The organism is Streptomyces sp. KPB2 (assembly GCF_003950055.1).
Taxonomy (GTDB): Bacteria; Actinomycetota; Actinomycetes; order Streptomycetales; family Streptomycetaceae; genus Streptomyces; species Streptomyces salinarius.
Genome location: NZ_CP034353.1, coordinates 6,788,098 through 6,812,794, shown reverse-complemented (window position 1 = coordinate 6,812,794; position 24,697 = coordinate 6,788,098). Strand labels below are relative to the sequence as shown.

16 protein-coding genes are annotated in these 24,697 nt (G+C 74.1%); 3 read left to right on the top strand and 13 right to left on the bottom strand.

The genetic code is table 11. The features are described 5' to 3' along the window. Window positions 1-6 precede the first annotated feature (6 nt). Genes D1J63_RS30815 through D1J63_RS30800 form a run of 4 tightly spaced genes read right to left on the bottom strand, consistent with a single transcriptional unit; the run spans window position 7 to window position 4,249 of the window. Window positions 7-612 (bottom strand): ATP/GTP-binding protein, encoded by a 606-nt coding sequence (locus D1J63_RS30815; protein WP_102930782.1) that lies wholly within the window; start codon window positions 610-612, stop codon window positions 7-9. A 49-nt stretch (window positions 613-661) separates the two neighbouring features. After that, window positions 662-1,057 carry a DUF742 domain-containing protein gene (locus D1J63_RS30810; RefSeq protein ID WP_102930781.1) on the bottom strand — a complete coding sequence of 132 codons (396 nt, stop codon included), beginning with the start codon at window positions 1,055-1,057 and terminating at the stop codon, window positions 662-664. A gap of 10 nt (window positions 1,058-1,067) precedes the next feature. After that, complete coding sequence (locus D1J63_RS30805; protein ID WP_102930780.1) at window positions 1,068-1,502, bottom strand: roadblock/LC7 domain-containing protein; 435 nt, start codon at window positions 1,500-1,502, stop codon at window positions 1,068-1,070. Beyond that, window positions 1,499-4,249, bottom strand: coding sequence for a nitrate- and nitrite sensing domain-containing protein (locus D1J63_RS30800; protein ID WP_125633332.1), 2,751 nt, complete (start codon window positions 4,247-4,249; stop codon window positions 1,499-1,501). Before D1J63_RS30800 ends, D1J63_RS30805 begins: the two co-directional genes overlap by 4 nt. A 425-nt stretch (window positions 4,250-4,674) precedes the next feature. On the opposite strand from D1J63_RS30800, the gene D1J63_RS30795 reads away from it, so the two are divergent. Next, on the top strand, window positions 4,675-5,139 hold the full coding sequence (locus D1J63_RS30795; protein ID WP_164713251.1) for a hypothetical protein: 465 nt from the start codon (window positions 4,675-4,677) through the stop codon (window positions 5,137-5,139). Between the two features lie 44 nt (window positions 5,140-5,183). On the opposite strand, the gene D1J63_RS30790 is transcribed toward D1J63_RS30795, so the two are convergent. The 7 genes from D1J63_RS30790 to D1J63_RS30760 form a co-directional block, all read right to left on the bottom strand. Further along, the gene (locus D1J63_RS30790) at window positions 5,184-8,438 is read right to left on the bottom strand and encodes a hypothetical protein (protein ID WP_125633328.1); all 3,255 of its coding nucleotides are present in this window, start codon (window positions 8,436-8,438) and stop codon (window positions 5,184-5,186) included. Window positions 8,439-8,440: 2 nt separating this feature from the next. Beyond that, a complete protein-coding gene (locus D1J63_RS30785; RefSeq protein ID WP_125633326.1) occupies window positions 8,441-10,288 on the bottom strand; it encodes an HSP90 family protein in 1,848 nt (615 codons plus the stop codon). Between the two features lie 190 nt (window positions 10,289-10,478). Continuing rightward, window positions 10,479-11,465, bottom strand: coding sequence for a hypothetical protein (locus D1J63_RS30780; RefSeq protein ID WP_125633324.1), 987 nt, complete (start codon window positions 11,463-11,465; stop codon window positions 10,479-10,481). A gap of 140 nt (window positions 11,466-11,605) precedes the next feature. Beyond that, window positions 11,606-16,276, bottom strand: coding sequence for a hypothetical protein (locus tag D1J63_RS30775; protein ID WP_125633323.1), 4,671 nt, complete (start codon window positions 16,274-16,276; stop codon window positions 11,606-11,608). A 79-nt stretch (window positions 16,277-16,355) separates the two neighbouring features. After that, entirely contained in the window at window positions 16,356-17,237 is an 882-nt protein-coding gene (locus D1J63_RS30770) for a hypothetical protein (protein ID WP_030398991.1), read from the bottom strand. A gap of 88 nt (window positions 17,238-17,325) precedes the next feature. Further along, a complete protein-coding gene (locus D1J63_RS30765; protein WP_102930734.1) occupies window positions 17,326-18,852 on the bottom strand; it encodes a hypothetical protein in 1,527 nt (508 codons plus the stop codon). 93 nt (window positions 18,853-18,945) lie between these two features. Continuing rightward, window positions 18,946-19,641 carry a GntR family transcriptional regulator gene (locus D1J63_RS30760; RefSeq protein ID WP_125633321.1) on the bottom strand — a complete coding sequence of 232 codons (696 nt, stop codon included), beginning with the start codon at window positions 19,639-19,641 and terminating at the stop codon, window positions 18,946-18,948. 152 nt (window positions 19,642-19,793) lie between these two features. On the opposite strand from D1J63_RS30760, the gene D1J63_RS30755 reads away from it, so the two are divergent. Together D1J63_RS30755 and D1J63_RS30750 are read left to right on the top strand one after the other, a co-directional pair. Next, a complete protein-coding gene (locus D1J63_RS30755; RefSeq protein ID WP_125633318.1) occupies window positions 19,794-21,116 on the top strand; it encodes an MFS transporter in 1,323 nt (440 codons plus the stop codon). Continuing rightward, complete coding sequence (locus D1J63_RS30750) at window positions 21,113-21,946, top strand: putative hydro-lyase (RefSeq protein ID WP_125633316.1); 834 nt, start codon at window positions 21,113-21,115, stop codon at window positions 21,944-21,946. The genes D1J63_RS30755 and D1J63_RS30750 overlap by 4 nt, the downstream gene beginning before the upstream one ends. 338 nt (window positions 21,947-22,284) lie before the next feature. On the opposite strand, the gene D1J63_RS30745 is transcribed toward D1J63_RS30750, so the two are convergent. Together D1J63_RS30745 and D1J63_RS30735 are read right to left on the bottom strand one after the other, a co-directional pair. Beyond that, window positions 22,285-23,703 carry a HEAT repeat domain-containing protein gene (locus tag D1J63_RS30745; protein ID WP_125633314.1) on the bottom strand — a complete coding sequence of 473 codons (1,419 nt, stop codon included), beginning with the start codon at window positions 23,701-23,703 and terminating at the stop codon, window positions 22,285-22,287. A 334-nt stretch (window positions 23,704-24,037) separates the two neighbouring features. Beyond that, window positions 24,038-24,430, bottom strand: coding sequence for an ankyrin repeat domain-containing protein (locus tag D1J63_RS30735; protein ID WP_102931537.1), 393 nt, complete (start codon window positions 24,428-24,430; stop codon window positions 24,038-24,040). Window positions 24,431-24,697: the final 267 nt, after the last annotated feature.

The following is a 24,697-nucleotide window of genomic DNA, read 5'->3' as shown; positions in this document are numbered from 1 at the left end:
GCGCGTTCAGGTCGTGACGGCCCGGCGGCGGTCCGACGCCTGGGCCATCGCGTGCTGAACGACCCCGATGAGGATCTCCTTGACGGACTCCCGGTCGCGCGCGTCGCACATCACCAGGGGCACGTCCGCGTCGAGGTCGAGCGCCCGGCGGACGGTTTCGGCCGGGTAGCGTGCCGATCCCTCGAAGCAGTTGACGCCGATCACGAACGGGATGGAGCGCCGCTCGAAGTAGTCGACGGCGGCGAAGCAGTCCTCCAAGCGCCGGGTGTCGGCCAGCACGACGGCGCCGAGCGCGCCCTCGGACAGCTCGTCCCACATGAACCAGAACCGCTCCTGGCCGGGTGTGCCGAAGAGGTACAGCACCAGGTCCTCGCGCAGAGTGATCCGCCCGAAGTCCATGGCCACGGTGGTGGTGTGCTTGCCCTCCACGCCGCTGACGTCGTCGACGGGCCGTCCGGCCTCGGTGAGCAGTTCCTCGGTGCGCAGCGGCCTGATCTCGCTGACCGCGCCGACGAGGGTGGTCTTGCCCACGCCGAACCCGCCGGCCACCAGGATCTTGAGCGTGACGGGCTCTACCGGCGGCTTGCCGCGCTGGGAACGCCCGAAGATCATCGGTCTCTTCTCCTTAACCTGCCGCCGCCCGACGTGACCGGGGAGCGGCTCACAGTGCCCTCAAGCCGTTGATCACGTCGCGCAGGATGTTCTCGTCGGGCAGTTCGGCCGGGGGCACGGGCCGGTTCACATGAACGAGTTCGCTGTCCACGAGGTCGCCGACCAGCACCCGCACCACTCCGACGGGAAGGTCGAGTTCGGCGGCGAGTTCGGCGACCGACTGCGGGGTCCCGCGGCACAGCCCGACGATGTCCACGTGCTCCGGGGAGAGGGTGACGTCCGCCTCCGCCTCGTCCGCGTGGGGTTCCGTGACGACCACCGCGATCAGGTCGAGGCGGTGCTGGGCCGCGCTGGTGGTGCGGCCGCGTGTCATGGCGTACGGACGGACGACGGGGCCTGCCTCGTCGTCGAACCAGTGGTTTGTTCCCTGACCGTCTGCGCTCATGTCATCCCACTTACCCGCCGGAGGACAGATCGGTGCGCGGAGCGGTGCCCAGGTGCACTCCGACCCGCTTGACCAGCAGGGTCATCTCGTAGGCGACCTGGCCGACGTCCGAGTCGGCGTCGGACAGGACGGCCAGGCAGCTCCCGTCGCCGGCGGCCGTGACGAAGAGGAAGGCCTCGTCGAGTTCGACGACCGTCTGCCGGACGCTGCCCGCCTCGAAGTGCCGGCCCACGCCCTTGGCGAGGCTGTGGAATCCGGACGCGACGGCTGCCAGGTGCTCGCTGTCCTCCCTGGTGAGGTCCTTGGACACGCCCGTCGCCAGCCCGTCGCCGGACAGGACGACGGCTTTGCGGATGCTCGCGACCCGGTCCACCAGGTCGTCGAGGAGCCAGTTCAGCTCCCCGGACTTGGTCGCGGTGTGGCCGGTCGTCTTCGGTGCGGTCATCGACCGTCCCCCTTAGTCGTTCCTCGTGGTGCGGATGGTGCTGTGCCGCCGGGTGGGTGCTCGGTCGCGGCGTTCTCCTTGCGGCCGCGCTGCCAGCCCCGCTGGAGCGAGGCCATGCGGCTGCGCACCTCGTCGGCGTCGCGGTCGGCGGGGTCGGGGCCGTCCTCGGCGGGTGGTTCGGGGCTCTGCCGGAGCTGAGGGGCCAGGCTGGCCTGCCGTACGCGCCTGGGCAGCGCGCCGGGCTCGGCGTCGGCGGACGGAGTGCCCTCGCGCGCGGGGGGCATGCCGCCGTCGCGGCCCTCGGCGCGGTCTCCCGTGCGGTCGCCGCGGCGGCGGGCGGGCAGGGCCGGGAGGTCGTCCGTCCGGGTTTTGGGTGCGGCGGGATGTCCGGTCCGGTCCGTGCCGGTCGCGGGCGGCTCGTCGGCGGTGTCCCGGGCGGGCCGCTCGGGGACCGGGCGCCCGTGCGAGCTGACCAGCTTGGGGGTTCGACGGCGCGGCAGCGCGACCGGTTCGTTCGCTCCGGTCCCGTCCTCGTCCGGTTCGTCGCCGTGCCGGGGCTCGGGGCGTCGCCGTCCGGGCCGGCGGGCCTGGTCGTCGTCGGCCGCGGCCAGTGAGCGGCGCGGGCGGAACAGCCCGCCGCGTTCGCTGTCCTGGTCGTCGAGGACGCCCGGCAGGTCGAGGGCGTCGAGGTCGACGGGCGCCTCCAGTTCGACCGGGCCGTCCAGCATCGCGGCCGGCCGCTCGGGGAGCCGGGCGGGCACGTGGGAGAGCGCGGCACGACGGCTCTCCTCACGCTCCTTCTTCTTGGCGGGCTGCGGGCGGTCGAGGCGGAAGCCGACACCGTTGGTGTCCGGGGCGTCGTCGGTGAGCAGGGCGTCGGGGACGAAGACGACCGCGGTGGTGCCCCCGTAGGGCGAGGGCTGCAGGGACACCCGGACGTTCTGGCGCTGGGCGAGCCGGCTGACGACGAACAGGCCGAGCCGGTCGGTGTCGGACAGCTCGAACTCGGGTGTCTCGGCCAGCCGGAGGTTGGCGTCGAGGAGGGCGTCGGCGGCCATGCCGAGACCCCGGTCGTGGATCTCCAGGGTGAAGCCGTTGGCGACGCGCTCGCCGAGCACCTGGACCGCGGTGTGCGGCGGCGAGAACACCGTGGCGTTCTCCAGGAGTTCGGCCACCAGGTGGGTGAGGTCGGCGACCGCGGGGCCGGTGACGGCGACGCGCGGCAGCCTGCGCACCTCGATGCGCTCGTAGTCCTCGACCTCGGCGACGGCGGCCCGCACCACGTCCATGAGCTGGACGGGCTTGCGCCACTGCCGGGAGGGCGCGGCGCCGGAGAGGATGACCAGGCCCTCGGCGTGCCGGCGCATGCGGGTGGTCAGGTGGTCGAGGCGGAACAGGTCGGCGAGTTCCTCGGTGTCCTCGGTCCTGCGCTCCATGGTGTCGAGGAGGGTGAGCTGCTTGTGCAGGAGCACCTGGCTGCGGCGCGCGAGGTTGACGAAGACCTCGGAGACGCCCGCGCGGAGTTCGGCCTGCTTGACGGCGGCCTCCACGGCGGCCCGCTGGAGGGTGTTGAGGGCCTGGCCGACCTCGCCCATCTCGTTCTTGTCGTACTCCAGGCGCGGCACCTCGGTCTCGACGTCCACCTCCTCGCCGGCCGACAGGCGGCGCATCACGCTGGGCAGGCGGACGCCGGAGGCCTCGTGCGCCTCCAGACGCAGCTGCTTCAGGTCGCGGATGAGGGAACGGCCGACGCGCACGGACAGGAAGAGGGAGTACAGCAGGGCGATCAGGCCGAGCGCTCCGGCGATGACGACCTTGGCGATGGTGTTGGTGGCGACCGGGTCGACACGGTCCTGGTAGCGGTCGGCGGCGTTGTCGTCGAGTTCGCCGAGTTCCTTGAGGACGCTCCCGGCGGCGGTGTCCCAGCTCTGGGCGGTGACGCCGCGCGGCGTGCCGGTGTCGGAGGAGACGGCGGCCTGCTCGGCGACCCGGAGGGGGGCGGAGGACGCGTTCTTCCAGAACCGCTGGTACCGGCCGCGTTCGGTGGCGGGCAGCTGCGGCAGGTTGATGTCGTACATCATGGTGCGCTGTGCCACGAGGTCGGAGACGTCCCGTATCTCCGTGCGCGTGAGCCGTCCGGTGACCAGGGCGGAGCCGAGGAGGGCGTCCTCGCGGGAGAGCAGTTCGCGGGCGCGGGCGACGTTGACGAGCGCGCGGTACTGCTTGTCCAGGCCCACGTCGTCGACGACGTCGAGGTTGGCGAGCAGATCGTGGCAGGGGTCGACCAGGCGGTTGTAGAGGCCGAGGGCCTGCGCGCGGTTGACGGTGCCGTCCTCGACGCTGCGGCGCAGGGAGCCGATGCCGTCGAAGGCGTCCAGTACGGCGGTGAGCCGTTCCTCCCCGGCCGGGCCGAGGTCGTCCCGGACGTCGGCGTCGGCGGCGTTGCGGCGGATCTCGGCGACGGCCTCGTCGGTGGCGGTGCGGCTGCGCTGCAGGGCGGCGAGTCCGTCGGAGGCCCGCGGGTCGGCGAGGTGGACGAGGGTCTGGCGGCGTTCCTGCTGGAGGACGCGGACGGTGTCCTCGATCGGGTAGCCGATCTCCTCGACGACGGTCGAGACGCTGAACAGCTGCGCCGCCTCACGTCCCGTCAGTACCGTGGCGAAGGCCCAGATCGCGGTCAGGGACACCAGCGGCACGAGGAGCAGCGCCACGATCTTCCGGCGGATCGACTTCCCGCGAAAGCGCATGGCCTCCCCCAGCTCGGCCCCCACCGGTGGGGGTACACATGTGCGTCAACAAACGGCGCGAGCCTACTACCGACCCACAGGTAACTCGAAGACCCATCCGGAGGCCGAACTTCCGTACCCGGCGTCGGTGATGGTCAGTTGTCCGGTCATTGCGGGAGATTGCGCCCCCGGATCCGGGCGACGGCCGGGAGGCCTTCGCTCCGTCGTGGCGGGCGGATTGGCCGAATTTTTTCGACCGGGCAGGATTCCGGGAATCTTGGGTACCCGTCGTTCGTCCTTCACTACGGGAAATGGAGGCGGATTCGGCAACAGGAGCCGCATCCTGCCCCCGGGTGGCGTAAAGCGGCGCAAGCCGGGCAGCCAGAGGGGAGCCGTGTCCTGGGACACGGGCGAGCTGTCTGCCGGCGGTGGGGAGTGACATGTCGATGGGCACGGCGGAGCGGCGCGAGGGGCCGGCGGACACGAGTGCGGGTGAACGACGGCCGGGGTATCGGCCGTTGTGGACCGAGGAGCCCGCGCGACGCCGACGGATGCCGGATCCGGTGCGTACGGCGGCCGTGCGCGCGGTGCTGGTCGTCGCCGTGACGCTGATACTGGCGATGGTGGCCTTCCTGTGCACGCTGGCGGAGTCCTGGCTGGCGTTCCCGATGGTGCTCGCGAGTGTCGCGGGCACGGTGGTGGCCACCTGGGGCGTGCTGGACGTGTGGGTGACGCGGCAGGTGTGGAACCAGCGGCACGGCGTGGTGTCGGTGCCGAGCAGCACCGCGCGGGCCGTGCGCCGTGAACGTCGGCGGGCGCGACGGCAGACTCGGGCCGCCGAGCGGGGCCAGGAGCGGATAGGCCGGCGGGGCGGCGCGGGGCAGCTGTCGCATCCCCGAGCGGCCGGGTGACGGTCGCCCGGCCGCTCCTGGTTCCACCGCTTCCCGACGCCCCCTCAGTTCTCGTCGCGCAGCCGGGCGGCCAGTGACGTCAGCGGCTCGGTCTCCTCGCTGTGCCCCAGGTTGGTCAGGTGGGAGACGGCCGCGTCCAGGCGGGCGAGGGCGGGGGCGGGGCGTTTCAGATAGACGCCCTCCATGGCGGCCGCGAAGCGGACGCATTCGGCCCACTCGCCGGCCCGGTCGTTGTCCGGACCCGGCTCGCCGACCAGGGCGAGGGCCTTCTCCAGGGCGGTCAGGGCGTCCTCGTGGGCGCCGGCGTAGGCGTGGACCCTGCCGTACTCGTAGGCCAGCGCGGAGTCCAGGGGGCGCCCGTGGGCCTGGTACCCGGCGGCGCGGGCTCCGTCGGCGACCCGGCCCGCGTCGGCGAGGAAGGCGAGCGCGTCGGCCAGGCCGTCGGAACCCTGCCGCTGGGCCTGGAGGCGGGCCAGTTCGCGCAGGCAGTTGCTCAGCGCCTCGTGGCGCGGGTCGCGGGCATGGGCGGCCAGCGCCTGGTCGGCCGCCTCGCGGGCCCGGCCGAACTCACCGGCCTCGGCGAGGAGTACGGCGGTCTCCGAGGCGATCATGGCGTGGCTTCCCGGGTCGTCGTCCCAGCCGGCCGACTCGGCCGCGAGGGCGAGGAACTCGGCCGTGGCCGCCTTGAGGTCCTCCCCCGCGTGCAGCGCCCGGGCGCGGGTCAGGCGCAGTTGGGCGACCAGCCGGTCGTCCGGCTCTCCGGCGGCGACGTCCGGTTCGGCCAGCAGGGAGTCGAGCAGCGCGATGCAGTCCTCGACGCGGCCGAGGTCCAGGCTGAGCGTGGCGGCGTTGCTGTAGGTGCAGTACGCGTCGAAGCGGTCGCCGCGCCTCAGGTTCAGCTCCGCGGAGCGGGTCAGGTGCCGCAGCGCCTCGTCGGGACGGCCCAGGTGCATGCAGGCCTCGGCGAGGTCGCCGTGGAGGCGGGCGGTGTCGACGGCACCGGCCGGCCAGTCCGCGGCCAGGCGCAGCGCCTCGCCCAGGTCCGCGTGGGCGGCCCGCGCGTCCTGGAGCCCGAGCTTGAGCCGGGCGCGCAGGCCCAGCGCCCGGGGCAGGTGCCAGGCGGGACCGTGCGCCTTCAGCCGGTCCAGGAGCGCGTCGGTCTCGGCGAGGGCGGCGGGCAGGTCGCCGGCGATGGCGTAGGTGCTGGCCCGCAGCATCAGGGCGCCGGCGATCTGTCCGAGGACGTCGTGCCGGGTGGCGAAGGCGTGCAGCAGCTCGACCTCGTCGAGGACCGCGGTGACGTGCCCGTCGCTCCCGGACGTCTGCAGGCGCAGGCCCAGCGCGGTGGCCCGGAGCCGCAGCAGGCGGGCCTCCTGGTACGGGGCCAGGCCCGGGGTCTCCTCGTACAGGCGGACCATGGCCGCGTGGGCGGCGGTCAGCGCGGCGATCCTGGCCGGGGTGGCATCGGCGCGGTCCGCCGGGGGCTGGGAAGGAGCAGGAGAGGCGGCGTCCGCGGCAGCACCGGGGGAACCCGGCACGCCGGTTGCGGCGGCGCCGTCGGCGCCGTCCTGGAGGGCGGCTTCCGTCGGCGAGTGGGCGACGCCTTCCGTGGCGGGCGCGGCCCCGGACCCCGCGGGCTCCCCGGTGGGAGCACCCGTGCGGGCCGGTGCCACCGCTTCCGTCGGCGGCGCGGCGGCGGGCTCACCGGTTGGGGCGGGCTCGCGGGCCGGGGCTTCCCGGGCACTGGGGGTCCCGGCCGTCGCGGGCGGCTCGGCCGCAGATCCCGAAGGGGACTGTGCCGGGGCCTCGGCGGTGGCGAGGAGGGCGTGGGCGCGGGCGAGTGCCGCGTGGGCCGGCGCTCCGGCGTCGTCGTACAGGTCCGCGGCCTCTTCGTAGAGGGCGGCCGCCTCGGTGAAGTCGTCCTTCTCGCCCAGTCGGCTCGCCTCGTCGGCCAGCAGGTCGGCGCGCAGCCGCTCGAGCGGGCCCACGGCGGGGTCGTCGGGGTGCGTGTAGTCACGGGCGGCGACCCGGGTGCGCAGCTCCGCCCAGCAGGACCGCGCGTCCGGGTGTCCCTGTTCGTCCAGCTCCCGTGCCCGGGCGACGAGTTCGGGCAGCGATTCGGGGACGGCGGGGGCGGTACGGGCGGCGGGAGCGGAGACCGGGGCGGCCGGGGCCACGTCGTCGAGGTGGCGGGTGCGCAGGGTCAGTTCCAGCGACTGGAGGAGCGGGGCACGCTCGAGGCGGGCCGCGCGGCGCTCCGTGTGGGTCGTGGTGCCGTTGCGGGCGTCGAAGCGGGCGGCGAGATCGTCGGCGCGGTCGTGCACCTCGGCGCGCAGTCCGGTCACCGTCCAGGTGCGGCCCGGGTGGCCGGCGGCGGGCAGTTCGCCGTGGCCGAGTTGTTCGACGCGCTGGAGGAGGACCTCGACGCCGGTGAGGAAGTCGAGGAGTTCCAGCGGCGAGTCGACCTCGTCGAACAGGGCGCGGTTCTCGGCGAGCAGTTCGAGACCGCGCGCCTCGTTGCCGGTCAGCGCGCAGAACTCCAGGTGCCGGCCGACCTCGCCGGACATCGAGGGGTTGCGGCGGCAGCCGCGGTATCCGGCGAGGTGCAGTTCCCGCGCCCGGTCGGTGTGGCCGGTGCGCAGCAGGGGCAGCAGGGCGTACGCCATGGAGCGGGCGGGTTCCTCCTGGCACGACTCCTTGCCGGCCAGGACGGGTTCCCAGGTGCGCAGCGCCCGCTCGTCGTCCCCCGACGCGAGGTGGTACAGGGCGCGTTCGCAGATCTCGCAGGCCTCGCAGTCGCTGAGCCGGGTGCGGGTGCGGCCCGCCCACAGTTCGTAGGCGAGGTCCGCGTCCTCGCCGATGTGGGCGGCGAGCCGGTAGGCCTGTCCGTAGTAGGGCTGGAGGCCGTATCCGGCCTTCTCGTACCGGTCGCGCATCTCGGTCAGCCACTGGCGCAGGCTGGTCAGCGGTATCTCCGGCAGCGCGCGCAGGGCGGCCGCCACCCACTTGAACCGCCAGAACACCAGGTGGCGCAGGTTCTCGTCGAACACGTCGGGCTGCTCGTCGAAGAGGGTGAGCAGCCGGGCGAAGGTCACGGGCGACTTACGGGGCTCGGAGCCGTACGTGTACGCCTCCTGAAGTTCGAGCAGCGTACGGACGAGCGGCAGGGGCTCGTCGAACTGCTCGGCGGCGTCGACGAGTTCCTCGGCGGTGACGGTGCGCGTACGGCCGTAGGGGCGCCGCTGGTTGGCCTGGAGCGCCTCGTACAGCTCGTCGATGGTCTGGAGTGTGGTCGGCATCGTCAGTTGTCCTTGCGGAGGGCGTGGGCGAGGAGGTCGAGGAAGGAGCGGTTGATGAGGCTCGACTCGGCGGGCCTGAGCGGGCGCCGGGACAGCAGTGCCGCCTGTCCGTAGAGGGCTTCGGCGCTGGTGCGGGCCAGTTCGGGCTCGTCGATGGCGACGGCGGTGCGGACCAGCGGGTTGAGCTGGTTGAGGATGAGCTGGGCGCGCGGGGCCTCCTGGCGCAGGGCGCCGAGGATGTCGCCCCACAGGCCGCCCTCCTGCTCGCGGGCGAGCTGGGAGCGGGTGCGCTCGTGCCGGGCCTCGCGGCTGTCGACGAGGAGGGCGGGGGCGGAGGCGGGCTGGAAGGTGCGCAGCGCGACGTCGCAGTCGAAGACGGCCAGGGCTTCGCGGGCCCGGGCGAGATAGGCCGCCGCCGCGAGTTCCGTCTCCCGGTCGACCGGGTCGAGGTGGGCGGTGAGGGTCGCCGGGTCGAGGTCGGCGACGCTGCTCTCAGGCCTGATCTCGGGCAGCCGGTGGACCAGTTCGCGGTCGTAGGTGTAGCCGCCGTTGACGACGCCGAGCCCCGCGGCCGAGGCGATCGCGGCGACCTGCCGGAACTCCTCCACGCTCGACGTCACGAGCACGGTGCGGTGGGTGCGGGCGAACTCGTCGAGGGTGGTGTGCCCGTCGGTGGTCTCGAACGGCAGCCAGGGCAGCAGCATCCGCAGGATCTCGTCGTCGTGCACGGCGAGCGACTTCACGGCCAGGTGGTGGGCGTGGAGGAAGCGGGCGAGCAGGTCGGGGTCGCTGGCGGCGGCCCGGGCGATCCAGGCGCGCAGCCGCTCGGCGAGGGCGTCGCGGACCGCGGCGAGGGTGTCGTCCTCGTACAGGGACTCGCGGGAGGCCGTCGGGCGCAGGCTCTCGGCATCGACGACGCAGCGGACGAAGAACGCCCACTCGGGCAGGATCTCCTCGGCCTGTTCGGACAGCAGCATGCCCTTGACGTGCACGCGGTGGCCGTGGCGCCGGCCGGCCGGTACCGCCTGCGGCAGGACGCAGGCGATGCCCTTCAGGCCCACGGCCGGCAGGTCCAGCTCGATGGTGTCGAGCGGCGTGAACCCGAAGACCTCCTCGCCGTACGCGGCCAGGGCGCGGGAGCGGGCTCCCGGGGTGGGGTATGTACGGGCCCAGGGTGCGGGCTCGGGGTTCACGGGAGCGCCCGCACCGCCCGTGCCGTCGTCGAAGGTCACGGGGTGCCGCAGCAGGGAGCCGAAGTGCCGGGCCAGCGCCTGCACCCGCGCCGGCCGGGTCCACTCGCCGGCGTCGGCGCGGGGCGTCAGGGTGACGGTGGTGCCGGGGCGGGACCGGGCGGAGGCGCGCAGGGTGCGAATGGTGTAGCTGCCGTCACCGCGTCCGCGCCACTCCACGGCGGGTGCGTCGGGGGTGCGGGCGGAGCGGCTCACGACGTGGATCTCGTCGGCGACCAGGAAGCAGGAGAGCAGTCCGATGCCGAACTGGCCGATGAAGTCGCCGCGTTGTTCCGCGACCTGCTCGGCGCGCTTGCTGCTGCGCCCGATGGTGGCGAGGAAGGTGTGCACGTCGGCCTCGGTGAGGCCGACACCGTCGTCCTCGACCCGGACGACCGAACCGTCGGCGTACAGCCGGATGCCGTGGGCGCCCGCCGGGGCGTCCGGTTCGAGAGCGTGCCGGGCGGTCAGCGCGTCCACCGCGTTCTGCAGGAGTTCGCGCAGGTAGACGCGGGGGCTGGAGTAGAGGTGGTGGGAGAGGAGGTCGACGAGGCCGCGCAGATCCACCTGGAAGGTGCGGTCGGCGCCGGCGGGGTGCGAAGAAGCGTCGGACAGAGTCATCGGGCAGTCCCGGGGTGGCGTGGCGGAGGAGTGAAGCGCGCGAGGAGCGCGGGAAGCGCGAGGAGCGCGACTGGCGCCGGGGTGGCGTGCCGGAGGCCGGAGCGCGGCCCGGCCGGATCGGCGTCGCGGCGGCCGGAGTACGACCCGACCGGCTCACGCGTCGCGGCGGCCGGAGTGCGGCTCGGGCGGTTCAGGCGTGGCGGCGGAAGCGGGCGTAGGCCTTCTCGGGCTGTGCCATGTAGCGCCAGGGCCACGGCGTGCAGGCGCCGCCCAGCTCGTGGAAGACCCGCGGGGCGACGACGCTCTCCGAGGCCAGCGACAGGGCCATGGCGAACATGTTGAAGTCCTGCTGCCAGCCCGGGCGCCGCTCATAGGCGGGGTGGAGGATGCTGTGCCGTGCCGCGTCCCGCAGTTCCTTCTGGATGTACGGCAGGTCCAGGCAGCTCGGGCTGTCCGACTCCACCCAGTCCTCGATGTGGGCCATGGCCACCACGCAGCCGAGGCGGTGCCCCTCGGGTGCTCGGGTGAACGCCTCGCGGGCGTACCTCATCGCCTCTCCCGGTTCGCCTCCCCAACGGGGCTGGAGCTGGGACACCCGCTCGACATGGGTCTCCAGGTCCAGCGGGTCACGGCGCAGCGCGGCCTCGTACCGAGTGTGTTTGACGTCGTCCGGCAGCGACATGCCGCGGGCGGAGGTGAGGAGGCGGCACCAGGGGGTGATCCAGTCCGGCCGCAGCTCGGCGGCGAGCAGCAGTTGTTCCTCGGCGATCTCGAGCCGCTCGTGGAAGACGCGCCACTGCTCCTGCGTGACGTTCACGGCGCGATCGGCGGTCCGTGCCTCCCAGCCCCAGGCGATGTGGCGCGCCCCGGAGATGAGCAGCGCGGTCGCCCGGTGCTCCGCGTCCTGCTCGACGGCCCGGCCGATCCAGTCCTGCACGCCGTCCAGGTCGGCCAGCTCACCGAGCACCTGGTGGTCACGGCCGAGGTCGAACGGGCTCAGCGCCGCCTTCACCCCGTCCCAGTCCCCCGCGTCGGCCGCTTCCACCAGCGCCAGCACCCGCGTGTCGCCGAGAGCGCGGAGCATGTACGTCCCGTTCCTGCGCCCGGGCAGGACCGGCATGGCGTGCGGATCCGCCGCCGGTCTCTCCCCCGCCCTGCCGAACAGCTTGCCGAACATGTCGCGCCCTCCCCAGGTGCCGCTTGATCAACTGGAGCAGCATAAGGGGAAGCTCTGACATCGCCTCCACTTCGTTTCCACACCGGCTTCACGTCCTGCGCGGTCAGGCGTCGGCAGGCTGCGGCAGGCGTGGACCGTGTTTACGCGGGCGACTGTGCGGGGCGCTTGAACATGCGGGTCGCCGTGATCTCGCTGTGCACCGCCTCGCCCTCTCCCTCGGCGGCGGGGGCGGGCTGGGGCAGGCCGGGCCTCAGGTGTTCCTCCACGCTGATGTACTTCAGGCCCGCCCTGAGGTCGGCGTCGTTGCGCAGCCGGATGACCAGCGGGAACTCGGCCAGCGCGGTCGTGTCGAACAGGCCGGTGGTGTACAGGAGCTGGACGCCGAGCGCGTCGGACACGGCCCGCTGGAGCTCCAGCAGGTAGGTGGCGTTGGCGCGGCCGATGGGATTGTCGAGGAACAGCGTCCCCGCGTGACGGTGCCGGTCTCGGCCGCGGTCGTTGCTGCGCAGCGCGGCCATCGTGCAGTACAGGGCGATGGCGGCGGTGAGCAGCTGGCCGCCGGAGAAGACGTCGCCCATCTGGCCGACGGGGACGCGCTCGGCGCGCAGCACGGCGTCGGGCTTGAGGATCTCGACGGCGACGCCCTTGGGCTGCAGGGCGGCGGCGACGCCCCGCAGCAGCAGGGACATGCCGTCGCGGCGCAGGTCGGAGTTCTTCTTGACGGCCGCGCGGGTGGCCTCGTCGACGACCTCGCCGAGCCGCTCGGTGAGGGTGGCCTGGTCGGGCTCCTCGAAGCGGATGCGCAGGAACTCCTGCCCGGACCACTCTCCGAGGCCCTCCGGCAGCCGGGACAGGCGCTGGGCGGAGCGGAGCGTGGCGAGGGCGGACTCGACCAGTCCGCGCAGCCGGTCCACGATCGAGTCGCGGTTGCGCTCGAGCTGGGACAGCTCGTCGGTGAGGACGCGCAGCCGGGGCGCGAATGCGTCCGCCCACTTGGCGGCGTGCTCGGGCAGCGCGGCGGCGGGCAGTTCGCGGATCTGCTGACGGGCGGGGGTGCGGACCTGCTCGTAGCGGGTGGAGTTGGCGTGCCGGACGAGGACGTCGCTCGCCTCGCGTACGGCGGCCTCGGCGGCGGACAGGTCGGCGGCGCAGCCGCGCAGCGAACGGCGGGCCTCGGCGGCGGCCCTGCGGGCCTCCTCCAGGTCGCCGGCATAGGGCTCGGGCTCCTCCGGCTCCTCCTCGGGCGCGTGGTCGCGCAGCAGGTCGCGGAGCATGGCGGCGATCTCGTCGAAGCCGCCGGCCGCGTCCTCGGCGGCGCGGTGCGCGTCGAGCAGTTCGGCGTGGGCCTCGCGGGCCCGGGCGAGCGCCTCGGTGCGGGTGGCGAGTTCGGTGGTCGCCGTGCGCAGCAGGGTCTGGGCGTGCTCGGTGTCGCGGGGCTGGAGCTCCTCGGGCAGGTCGGTGTGGGTGTCGCCGTCCTCGGGTGCGTGCCGTTCGGCTTCGCCGCGCAGCCGGCCGAGCTGTTCGCTCGCGCTGGACATGCGGGTCTCCAGGAGCTGCACCAGTTCCTCGGCGCGGGCGGCGGCGGCCTGCCGGGAGGGCCCGTCGGAGCCGTCGGGCGACTCCAGGAGCTGCCCGGCGCGGGTACGGACCTTGTTGCTGAGCCGGTCCAGCTCGGCACGGGCGGCGCTCTCGTCGCTCTCGGCGCGGGCCTGTTCGGCGCGCAGGTCGGCGCCGACGCCGACCTTCTCGTACACCTGGGAGGCGGCGCGGTAGGCCTCGCGGAGGTCGGGCAGGGACGCCTTCGCCTTCTGCGCCTCGGCGCCGTCCCCGGGGGTCTCGTCCGGTACGTCGTCGGGGGCGCCGGCGATCTCGGAGCGCTCGGCGCGCAGGGCGCGGGCGGTGCGGCGGGCGTCGTCGGCGGCGCGCTGGGCGGCGCGCCGGTCCTCGTCGGCGGCGCGGGCCCGCTCCAGGCAGGCCTGGGCGCGGGCCTCGGCCTCGGCTCCCTCGTCGGCGAGCTCACGGACCCTGGCCTGCCAGCCGGCGCGTTCGCGCAGCCGGAAGGCGAGGCCGGCGAGGGCGTCGGCGGCACGGCGGGCCTTCTGCGCGGCCTCCTGCCGCTCGTCCCGCAGGTGGACGGCCTCGGCGGCGCTCTCGTCGGCCTCGGCCCGCAGGGTGCGGGCCTCGGTCAGCTCGGCCTCGGTCTCCTCGGCGAAGGCGCGGGCCTCCTCGGCGGTGCGGGCCAGCTCCGCGAGGCGTCCGGCGGGGCAGCCGGTGCGCCAGGAGGCGAGCCGGGCCGCCAGTTCCCGGTCCTTTCCGAGGCGGGCGGCGAGCGTGCGGATCTCCTCGTCCCGCTCGCCGGCCCGGGCGCGCAGCGCGTGCCGCTCCTCGTCGGCGGCGTGCTCGTCGTGCATGGCCGGGTTCGGCGGTACGAGGAAGACGTCCCCGGTTCCGGACTCGGGGGCCGGGGTCGGCGCGAGGAGGGCGGCGGCCGTGCCGACGGCGACGGCGGAGCGCGGCAGCAGGGCCGCGTCGCCGAGGACCTCGCGGGCGCGGGTGTGCGAGTCCGGGTCGGTGATGATCACGCCGTCGACCAGCTCGGGCCGGGCGGCCAGCACGCGCGCGTGGTCGGCGGGGTCGACGGCCTGGGCGAGGTAGCGCCAGCCGGGCAGGGCGGGGATGCCGTGCTCGCCGAGGAACTCGACGGTGGCCAGCACGTCGGGGCCGGGCGGCAGGAGCCCGCCGTCGCCGAGCGCGCCGAGGATGCGGGAGTCGTCGGCGGCGGCGGTGCGCAGCTCGAACAGCTGGCGCTCGGCGGAGGTGACGGTGTCGTCGAGCAGTTCGCGCAGTTCGTCGGCGAAGCGGTCGAGTTCCTCGGGGGTGAGGGCGCCGTCGGATCCCCTCGGGGCGGCGGCCCGGTCGTCCCGGTCCGTGTCCCGGCGGGGCTGGGGGATGCCGGGGCGGGAGTCGGCGGCGAGGCCGAGCAGTTCCGCGAGCCGTTCCTCCGCGGCCAGTGCCTCGGCGGTGCGCCGTTCGCCCTCGTGGGCGCGCTCGGCCGCGGTGGCCGCGTCCGCCGCGCGGGCCGCGGTCAGTTCGGCGCGGCTCTCCGCGGCGGCGGCCTCACGGGCGTGCTCGGTGGCCCGGCGGGCCGCCTCACGGGCGGTGTCCCAGGCGGCGACGGTCGTCTTCTCCGCGTCGCTGGCCGCGAGAGCGGCGCGGGCCGGGTCGGCGTCGGGCGTGCTGTCGTCCAGCCAGCCGGCCCGGACGGCCTCGGCGGTCTCCTGCTCCACCTCGGTGAGGCGCTGGCGCAGGTGTCCCGCCTCGCTGCGGGCGCGTTGGGCCTCGGTGGCGGCGGTGGTGGAGTCCCGGTGGGCGGCGTCGCTGACCTCCTGGAGGGCGGCGGACCTCGCCTCCTCCTCGTTGGAGTGGTGCTCGGCCTTGCCGGCCGCCGCGTGCAGGGCGCGGACGAGGTCGACGGCGGCCTTGGTACGGGCGGCGAGGGCCGGGGCCGCGTCCCGCTCGGCCTCCTGGATGGCGGCGGACACGCGGGCGACGCGGTCGGCGGCGGCCCGGTGGCGCAGCACGGCCTCGGCGGCCTGCCAGGCGGAGTGCAGGGTGCGGGCGTCGGCCAGTTCGCGCTTCTGCGCGGCGGCGGACTTCTCGGCGCCGGTGAGGGCCAGCGACGCGTGCCGGTAGGCGAGTTCGGCGGCGACGAGACCGCTGCGGTCCCGGGCGGACTCGGCGTGGGTGACGGCGTACGCGGCGGCCGTGACCCGTTGGGCGAGGTCCCCCGCCCGGACCCGCTCACGGGCACCGCGGGCGGAGAGCCGGCGGGCCAGGTTCCTGGTGCGGCGTTCGGCGGCGGTGTGGATGTCGCGGGCGCGGGTGCGCGCCTCGGCGGCCTCGACGATCCGGCCGAGGAGGTCGACGGACCCGGCGGTGAAGTCGCGTTCGGCGATCAGCTCGGCACGCCGGCCCAGCTTGTTGCCGAAGCCGCCGACCAGGTCGGCGAGGCCGTCGGTGTCGCGGGTGTCGGTGACGGCCCGCAGCAGCAGGTCGGTGAAGTCGGAGTCCTTCTTGACCGCGAAGAGGCCGGCGGCCTCGCCCTCGTCGGCGTTCATCTCGCGCTGGTAGCGGAAGAGTTCGGGGTCGAGTCCGAGGTCGCCGAGGTGCTCGATCCAGCGGTCGTGGATCTCCTCCCAGTGCACCTCCAGGTGCGGGTAGGCCTTGCCGGCCTCGGTGAGCGCGTCGCGGAAGCCCTTCATGGTGCGTCGCCTGCCCTGCGCGCCGGAGGCGCCCTCGACGGGCGGGCGTACGGCGGTGGCCTCGGCGACCGGCAGGTTGTCCAGGGTCAGTCCGGGGCCGGGCCGGAAGGAGTACCAGGCTTCGGCGAACTTCCGCGGGTCGCCCGAGACCTGCCGTCCGCGCCACTCGCTGACCTTGCCGACGACGACGCACTCGCCGGTCTGCACGTGCTGCCACTCCAGCGCCACGTGTCCGCAGTCGTCGGCGAGCAGGAACTTGCGCAGCACGCCGGAGCTGGCGCCGCCCAGGGTGTTGCGGTGGCCCGGCAGCATCACCGAGAAGATCAGCTTGAGGAGTACGGACTTGCCGCCGCCGTTCTCCAGGAAGAGCACGCCCGCGGGCGCGGGCCGGCGCGGCGGGCCGACCGGCTCCTCCTCGAAGAACTCCGCCTGCGTGGGCGCGGGGTCGGGCACGGGTTCGCCCACACCGCGCAGGTCAAGCACGGTGTCGGCGTAGCGCGCACCGGCGGGTCCGATGGAGTAGAGGCGGACCCGGGACAGCTCGTACATGGCGGACTCTCGTAAGTCTTCGGAAGTCGGGGACGTTCGGACGGGCGGGGTGAAGCGGCCTTCTGGCAGGGCCGGGTGGTCAGGAGGAGTGGAAGGGCAGTCCGGCGTCGGCGACCAGCTCCAGGTCGTCCGTCTCCTCGGCGGGCAGCAGGGTCGCGGTGCCGTCGGTGACCGGGACGACGCCCAGGTCCAGGAGCTCGGCCATGGCGGCGCTGCCCGCCATGTCGCGCACCTGGAGCTGGTAGCGGGCCGTCGTGCGGTAGGTGCCGCCGTGGTCGTCACCGGTGCGCTGGAGGAAGCCGGACTCGGTGAGGAAGGCGGCGGCCTTGCCGACGATGCCGGTGGTGGAGCCCGGGAGTCTGCGCGCGTCCTTGGTGGCGCCGGTGGCGCTGCGTCTGACCCAGATCCGCCAGGCGGCCTCCAGGCCCGGGGCGTCGGTGGCCGGGTCGGTGTTCTCGCCCTGCTGCTCCGCCCGCTCCTCGAGTCTGCGGCAGGCCTGGCGGACGAACGCGTCCACGCCGTTGACCGTGACGCGGCCGATGTAGCCGTCGTCGGCGAGGTCTTCGGGGCGCGGATAGGCCATGGCCGCGACGGCGAGGTGGGCGAGGCCGTGCAGGAAGCGGTCGCCGGAGTCGGTGGCGGCGCGGCGCGCGTAGTCGCCCATGCGGACGGCGAACACCGAGTCCTCGGCGGCGGTGACAGCCATCCCGGCGCGCGGGGAGACCTCCAGGACCACCAGTCCCAGGCCTGCCGCCACGGCGTCGGCGAGCCGCGCGAAGGGCGGGTCCTCGCGGTAGCGGCGCAGCAGGTCGGCGTACTCCTGGTCGCGGGCGGGCAGCAGCTTGGGCTGGAGGCCGAAGGCGACGAGCCGCGCCGCGTCGGCGGCGTCGGCGGGCGTGACGGCCGCGGTGGCCGGCGCGGCACCCGCCTCCGGTTCGCTCCGGTCGACGTGCTCGGTCACGGTCGGTACTCCTTGCTGTGCTGCCGCTCTGTGCCTCGGTTCCGGGCCGGGCGGTGGGTGGGTCGGTGGTCGGGGCGGCGCGGGCCGGTCATGCCGCCTCCGTACGGTCCGCGGCCATGCCGGCCGCGTCCAGCAGCGCCGTGCCGACGATGAGGTCGGCGCCGCCGAATTCGGGGTCGTCCAGCTCGGTGCCGTCGTCCACGGCGAACAGCAGCTTCGGCTCGCCCTGGCGGTAGGCGGTGCCGACCGGTGGACTGGCCGCGTGGACGGCGAGCAGGGCGACGAGGTAGGGCAGCTCCGGGTCCCGGCCGCGGGCGTCCGCCAGCAGCCCCGAGAGCCGGCGCGGTGCGTCGTGCGGCAGGTCGAGCAGCTCCATGGCGGCGGCGAGCTGCTCCTCGCTGAACCGGCTGTCGTCCGGCGTGGCGATCAGGTCGGGCTCGGGCATCTCGGCGCCGAGGTGCTCCCGCTCCACCGGCGGGGTGAGGAGTATGTCGACGAGGTCGGCGACCCGGACGGAGACGGGCGTGCGCAGGCCGGTGCCGCGGGCGAAGAAGGCGTCGGTGACGCGCAGCGCGCTCTCCACGGGCAACGGCAGCACGGGCGCGACGAGGTGGCCGTACAGGTCGAGGCCGGAGGTGGTCAGCGGGGTGGCGAAGGCCTGCCGGTCCTGTTCGGCGCGGAAGAGCGGGCCGGCCTCCAGGAGGCGGGACTGGAGCTGGGTGTGGCGGCGGATGCAGTCCTTGACGATGTCGACCAGCTCGGCGGCGCGGCGCTTGTGCTCGGCGTCCTCGGTCTCGTCGCGGGCCTTGCGGATGTTGGTGAGGATGGCGTTCTCGTGCCGGTACCGGTCGGCGACGTGGTCCAGGGCCTCGGCGATCATGTCCGGAACGGCGCTGAGCCAGTCCACCGCGCGGACGTTGCGCCGAGTGGCGTCCAGGGCCTTGCGCAGGGTCTCGGAGTACTGCACGGTCCGGTACCGGGCCTGTTCGGCGGCGAGCTGGGCGTCGGCGAGGCGACCGCGGCTGATCAGCACCTCGAGCTTGACCTCGGCGGCGATCTGGGCGCTGGTGACGTCGGTGTCCAGGGCGCCGACGAGGACGTTGACCGCTTCGTCCGTGGTGCGCAGGTAGACGGTGCCGCCCGGTCCCGGGACCTCTTCGAGCAGCTTGAAGTCGTAGTCGCGGCGGACGTAGGTGCCGTCGGGGCCGAAGGTGCCGTACACGGCGCGGAAGCCGCGGTCGACGCTGCCGACGTTGATCAGGTTCTCCAGGACCCAGCGGGCCACCCGCTCGTGCTCGGCGGCGGGGCGGTGCGGGGCCTGGGCGGCGACGCGCGGGATCAGCCTGGCCACTATCTGGTCGTGGTCGGCGCCGGTGTCGAAGTCCATGTTCAGCGTGACGAGGTCGATGGCGGCGAGGGCGACCTCCGCCATGCCGTAGACCGAGTACTCGCCGGCGAGGTTGGCCTTGCGTGCGTCGAGGTCGTGCAGCGGCGCCGTGCAGGCGAGCGCGCGCAGCCGCCGCGCCAGCCCCTCGTCGGCGGCCGGGCCCGGGGCGGGGCGCGGCCCCGCGCTGAGCTGGGGCGGAACGCTGTCCGTCGGTGCAGGCGAAGTCACGGTGCACAGACTAGGTCCTCGGTCTGACATCGACCCAAACGACGCAGATGGCCCGCTTGCCGGCCGGGGCCGCCCCCGCCCCGCGCCCCTGCCCTACGCGTCGTCCCCGACCCGCCGCAGGTAGACCTCGACGACCCGCTCGAGCGAGTTCTCGAGGTAGACCGCGAGCAGGCGCGCCGCCGTCTCCCGCTCGCCGTTCCGCAGCGTCTCGAGGAGCTCCGCGTTCCGGGCGATGTACGGCTCGTGCAGGCGCCGCGGGTCGTCCACGACGTGGAAGGCGAGGCGCAGTTCGGCGAAGACGCTGCGCATCAGTTCGTCGGTGCGTTCGCTGCCGGCGAGGGCGACCAGCTCCCGGTGGAAGTGGATGTTGGCCGTACCCACACCTTTCCAGTCACCTTCACGGGCCGACCGGCGCCCCTCCTCGACGGCCTCGGCGAGCCCGTCCAGCGGATACGGCGGCTCCCCCAGGCCGCGGACCACGGCGCACTCGACGAGGGAGCGGGTGCGGTAGATGTCCTCGACGTCCTCGGCCGTCAGGACCCGGACGAAGACGCCCCGGTTCAGCTCGTGGACCAGCAGGCGTTCGTGCGTGAGCAGGCGGAACGACTCGCGCAGGGTGTTGCGGGAGACGCCGAGGGCGCCGCCGATGCTGTCCTCCGACAGCCGGGTTCCGGGTGGGAAGTAGCCCTCGGCTATCCGGCTCCTGAGGATGTCCGAGACCCGCTCGGCGGTGCTGGTCCGCCCGAGGAGGGCACGGTCGTCGGCCAGCCCGGTCAACTGCTCTGCCATGCCCGGAATTCAATCGCAGATGTCAGAACGAAACAACAGGGGTATTGAGGGATCGTTGAACGATCCCCTACGGTGCCACCCAGTACCGCTCGATGTACCGCTCGGCATACCGCTCGACCAGCACCCTCCGTCCTCCCCTTGCGAGGTGCACCATGAGCACACCCCCTCCACCCCAGGCACCGCCCACCGGCACCCGTCCTCCCGGCACGGCCGAACACGCCCTCGACGACGGCCCGTTCGGCTGGCTGCGCGCCCTCGGACCGCGGGGCCGTCGCGCCTTCGGCGGCGCGTTCGGCGGTTACGCCCTCGATTCGTACGACTACTTCACGCTGCCGCTGACCATGGTCGCGCTGGCCGCCTACTTCGGTCTGGACAGCGGCCAGACCGGGCTGCTGACGACGGTCACCCTGGTCGTCTCCGCGATCGGCGGCGCGCTCGCGGGTGTGCTGGCGGACCGCGCCGGCCGGGTCAGGGCGCTGCTGATCACCGTGATCACCTACGCCGTGTTCACGGTCGCCTGCGGCTTCGCGCCCAACTACGAGACGCTGCTCGTCTTCCGCGCCCTCCAGGGCCTCGGCTTCGGCGGCGAGTGGGCGGTAGGCGCCGTCCTGGTCGCCGAGTACGCGAGCACCAGGCACCGGGGGCGCACGCTCGGCGCGGTGCAGAGCTCCTGGGCCGTCGGCTGGGCGCTCGCGGTGGTCGTGTACACGCTGGTGTTCTCGCTGGCCGGGGACGACCTGGCCTGGCGGGTCATGTTCTGGACCGGCGCGCTCCCGGCCCTCCTCGTGGTGTGGGTGCGACGCAGCGTCCACGACGCGCCCGGGGCCGCCGAGGCGCGCGAGAAGGGTGCGGGCAGGGGTTCCTTCGCGGCGATCTTCAGGCCGGGCACGGCGGACTCACCGGGCCTGTTGCGCGTCACGCTCTTCGCGAGCCTGCTCTCCACCGGGGTCCAGGGCGGCTACTACACCCTCGCCACCTGGGTGCCGACGTATCTGAAGGACGAGCGCGACCTGTCGGTCGTCGGCACCGGCGGCTACCTGACGTTCCTGATCTCGGGTGCCTTCATCGGCTACCTCACCGGCGGCCACCTGACCGACGTGCTGGGCCGCAGGCGCAACATCTGGCTCTTCGCGCTGCTGTCGGCGGTCTGCATCCTGGCGTACGCCAACATTCCCAGCGGCGCCAACACCCTGCTCCTGGTGCTGGGCTTCCCGCTCGGCTTCTGCATGTCGGCCATCTTCAGCGGGTTCGGTTCGTATCTCAGCGAGCTGTATCCGACGGCGGTGCGGGGCGCGGGCCAGGGCTTCACGTACAACACCGGGCGCGCCGTGGGCGCCGTGTTCCCCACCACGGTCGGCTTCCTCGCCGACAGCTGGGGCGTGGGCGGCGCCCTGGTCTTCGGCGCCATCGGCTACGGCATCGCGGCGCTGGCACTGCTGGGGCTGCCGGAGACGCGCGGAAGGGAACTGGCATGAACCACCCGCACCCCGCGACCGGGAACCGGCCGCTCGCCCTCGTCGACGAGCACGCGCACGCGTGGAGCCCGAAAACGGCCCGCGCCCGCTTCCGGGAGGGGCTGACCGGCCCCACCGCCGGGGTCGCCGCCGGCCACACCCAGGCCAACCTCATCTCGGTGCCCGCCGACTGGGCGTACGACATGCTGCTGTTCTGCACCCGCAACCCGCAGCCGTGCCCGGTGCTGGACGTCACGGACGCCGGGACCTGGACCACCGTGCTCGCCGACGGCGCGGACCTGCGCACCGACCTGCCGCGCTACCGGGTGTGGCGGGACGGCGAGCTGGTGGACGAACCGACGGACGTGCGCGCGTACTGGCGGGACGACCTGGTGACGTTCCTGATCGGCTGCAGCTTCACCTTCGAGTGGGCGCTGGCCGCGGCGGGCGTCCCGATCCGCCACGTCGAGCAGGGCCGCAACGTCCCGATGTACGTCACCTCGCGCCCGTGCCGTCCGGCCGGGCGGCTGCGCGGGCCGATGGTGGTGTCGATGCGTCCCGTGCCGCCCGCGCACCTGTCGGCGGCGATCCGCGAGAGCGGCCTGCTCCCGGCGGTGCACGGCAGCCCCGTGCACTGCGGGGACCCGTCGGCGCTCGGCATCGAGGACCTGGACCGGCCCGACTTCGGCGACGCGGTGGAGCGCGAGCCGGACGACATCCCCGTGTTCTGGGCCTGCGGCGTGACGCCGCAGGCGGCGGTCATGGCCTCGCGGCCGCCCTTCGCGCTCACCCACGCACCGGGGCAGATGTTCCTCACGGACGCCCGTGACGAGCAGTACCGCGTGGGGTGATCCCGGATGCCGGGAGGCGTCGCCGCGGCGCCCGCGGCCGGCTCGCACCGGAGGCGGTACGGCGTCCGCCGGTGCCCCGTGAGGGCACGGCGCCGGGGACTCCGGTGCGCTCCCCGCTCCGTGACGGCGGGCGGCGGGCGACGGGCGACGGGCGACGGGCGACCCGACGGTACGCCGACACCCCGGGGGCCGCTCTGCCGACGCCCGGGCCACCTGCCCGACGCCCGGAGCACCTGCCCGGCGGCCACGCGTCGGCGGCGTACCCGCCGCGGGACACCGGGGCCCGGGGCCGCCTCGGTGGCGGTGGCCCGCCACCGGTGCCCCGCGCCTCACGGCGCTCACACGGCAGGCGCGTCCGGTCCGAAGCGGCTGCGTACCGCCGTCTGGACCTCGTCCTCCTCGGCCGGGTCGGCGGCGAGTCTGCGGAGTCGTTCGACGACGCGGGTGTCGCCGGTCTCGGCATGGCGGGCGGCGACTTCGCGGGTGGTCTCCTCGCAGTCCCACAGGCACTCGACGGCGAAGCCCGCCGCGAAGGACGGATCGGTGGCGGCCAGCGCGCGGGCGGCCCGGCCACGCAGGTGGGACGAGGCGGTCTCGCGGTAGACGTGGCGCAGTACGGGGGCGGCGCAGGCGATGCCGAGCCGTCCGGCGCCGTCGACCAGGGTCCACAGGGTCGGCGCGTCGGGGCCTTCACCGCGCACCGCCTCCCGCAGCGCGGCGAGGACGAGATCGCGGTCCTGGGCGGCGCCCCGGCAGGCCAGCACGCGTCCGGCGGCGGCGCCCAGGGCATCGGGGCGGTGCACCCAGCCGCGGGCCCGGTCGACGGCGGCGAGGCTGCGCATACGCTCGTAGGCGGCGACGGCGGCCTCCACGACCGGGGCGGAGCCGGTGGCCACCGCGCCCTCGATCAGGTCGACGACGTCCGGGTCGTTGCCGTCGGCGAGATAGCGCAGGGCGGTGCAGCGGGCGCCCTCGGTGCCGGACCGCGCGGCCTCGACGATCTCGGGACGGTCCTCGGGACCGGCGACGGCCGTGAGACAGCGGGCGGCCGGAACATGGAGCGGGGTGCCGCGCTCGACGCCCTGCTCGGCCCACTCGAACACGGCACGCACGCTCCAGCCGGGACGCGGGCCGGTGGAGTTCATCTGGCGCTGCCAGCGATCGAAACAGCCCGTCTCCTGGGCGGCACGCACGCGCGTGGCGATCGATTCGCGGGGATCGTCGGCCCACAGCCGCCAGGGCCGGGGTTCGAAGGCGTCCCGCACCGCGGCGGCCAGCTCGGCCTCGCCCTCGGCATCGTGCGGGAAGCGGGCCAGCACGGGCGCGGCGAGGGCGCGCAGACCGGCGTCGTCGTCGCGCAGCGCCAGCTCGTCCAGGGCCCACGCCCAGTTGACGCCGTGGGCGGCGTACCGGCGCAGCAGCTGGAGCGCGTCCAGCCTGCCGTAGGAGGCGAGGTGGCCGAGGACCGCGAGGGCCAGCCCGGTGCGCGACTCGTCGGCGTCCAGGACGTCCTCGGGGTCGAAGAGGTGGGCCTCGACCGCGTCCAGCTCGCCGTTCAGGTCGAGGTAGAGGCGGGCGTAGTAGAGGGAGCGGTTCTCGACCTGCCAGTCGTGGCGGGGGTCGTGGAGCACACAGTGGTTCAGCGCCGCGAGCGCCTCGGCGCGCGGAGCGGTGAGCGCGTGCAGCGTGCCGTCGCCGCGACCCCGCTGAAGCAGGCCGAGCAGCGTACCGCTGGGCGCTATGACCGGATCGAACATGGGAAACAGCCTCACATCAAGCGTCGACGCAACCGGGGAGCACGCGTTACCTGGCCGTGCGCCAACACGTCGGAGCGCCCGCCGTCTCTTGCTTGCTGAAGACCATGTTCCTCTGCCTCTCGTCGGTGGCCCTTGCGGGCCGTGTCACGGCCCGCGCGGTGCGGCAACACCTGCCCAGCCATCACGTCCGTGAACCACGTCGTCATGATGGCCCGGCGGTCACATCTGCCGCGACCGAAATTTCGGCGGCCCTGTACCGCCTCCCCCGTTTTCAGTGTTTTTCCTGGTCAGAAAGTATGGAGCGGGCCCGGTCGGGGTCCCCTCCACCGTCCCGTCACGGGGCGCCGAACAGCTCCAGCAGGTCCGTCCGGGCGAACATCCGCGCCGTGTCGACGGCCGACGGAGTGCCCGCCGCCGGGTCCGCGCCGGCCTCCAGAAGCGCCTTGGTCACTTCCGTCTCACCCTTGAAGGCGGCGCCCGCGAGTGGGGTCTGGCCCCGGTCGTTGACCCGGTCGGCGTCGGCGCCACGGGCGAGCAGCGCACGCACCGCGTCGGCGTGGCCGTGGTAGGCGGCGAGCATGACGAGGGAGTCGCCGCGGTCGTTGGTGAGGTCGGCCGGGACACCGGCGTCCACGTAAGCCACCAGTTCCTCGGTCCGCCCCTGCCGGGCCAGGTCGAAGATCTTGGTCGCCAGCTCCACGACCTCGGGGTCGGGGGCTTCACTCATCGGCCGGACCACCTCTCACTGCGCAATCACTGCGAACGTGACGCCCGTCGGGAAGGCTGACGAACGCCGGGGACAACGTGTGCGCACGGCCACGAGCGGTGTGGCCGTGCGAGTGAATCGCCAGGGTACTGGCTCGTGGGGCACCCGAGCGGATCAAGGACCCCTCCGCCACCTGGGGCAATTCTCGCGAATTTCCCCCATTTGCACCTTTTATCGTATGGATACATGCTGTGAGCCTGGAAGTACTCATGGTGACTGTCCCCGTGA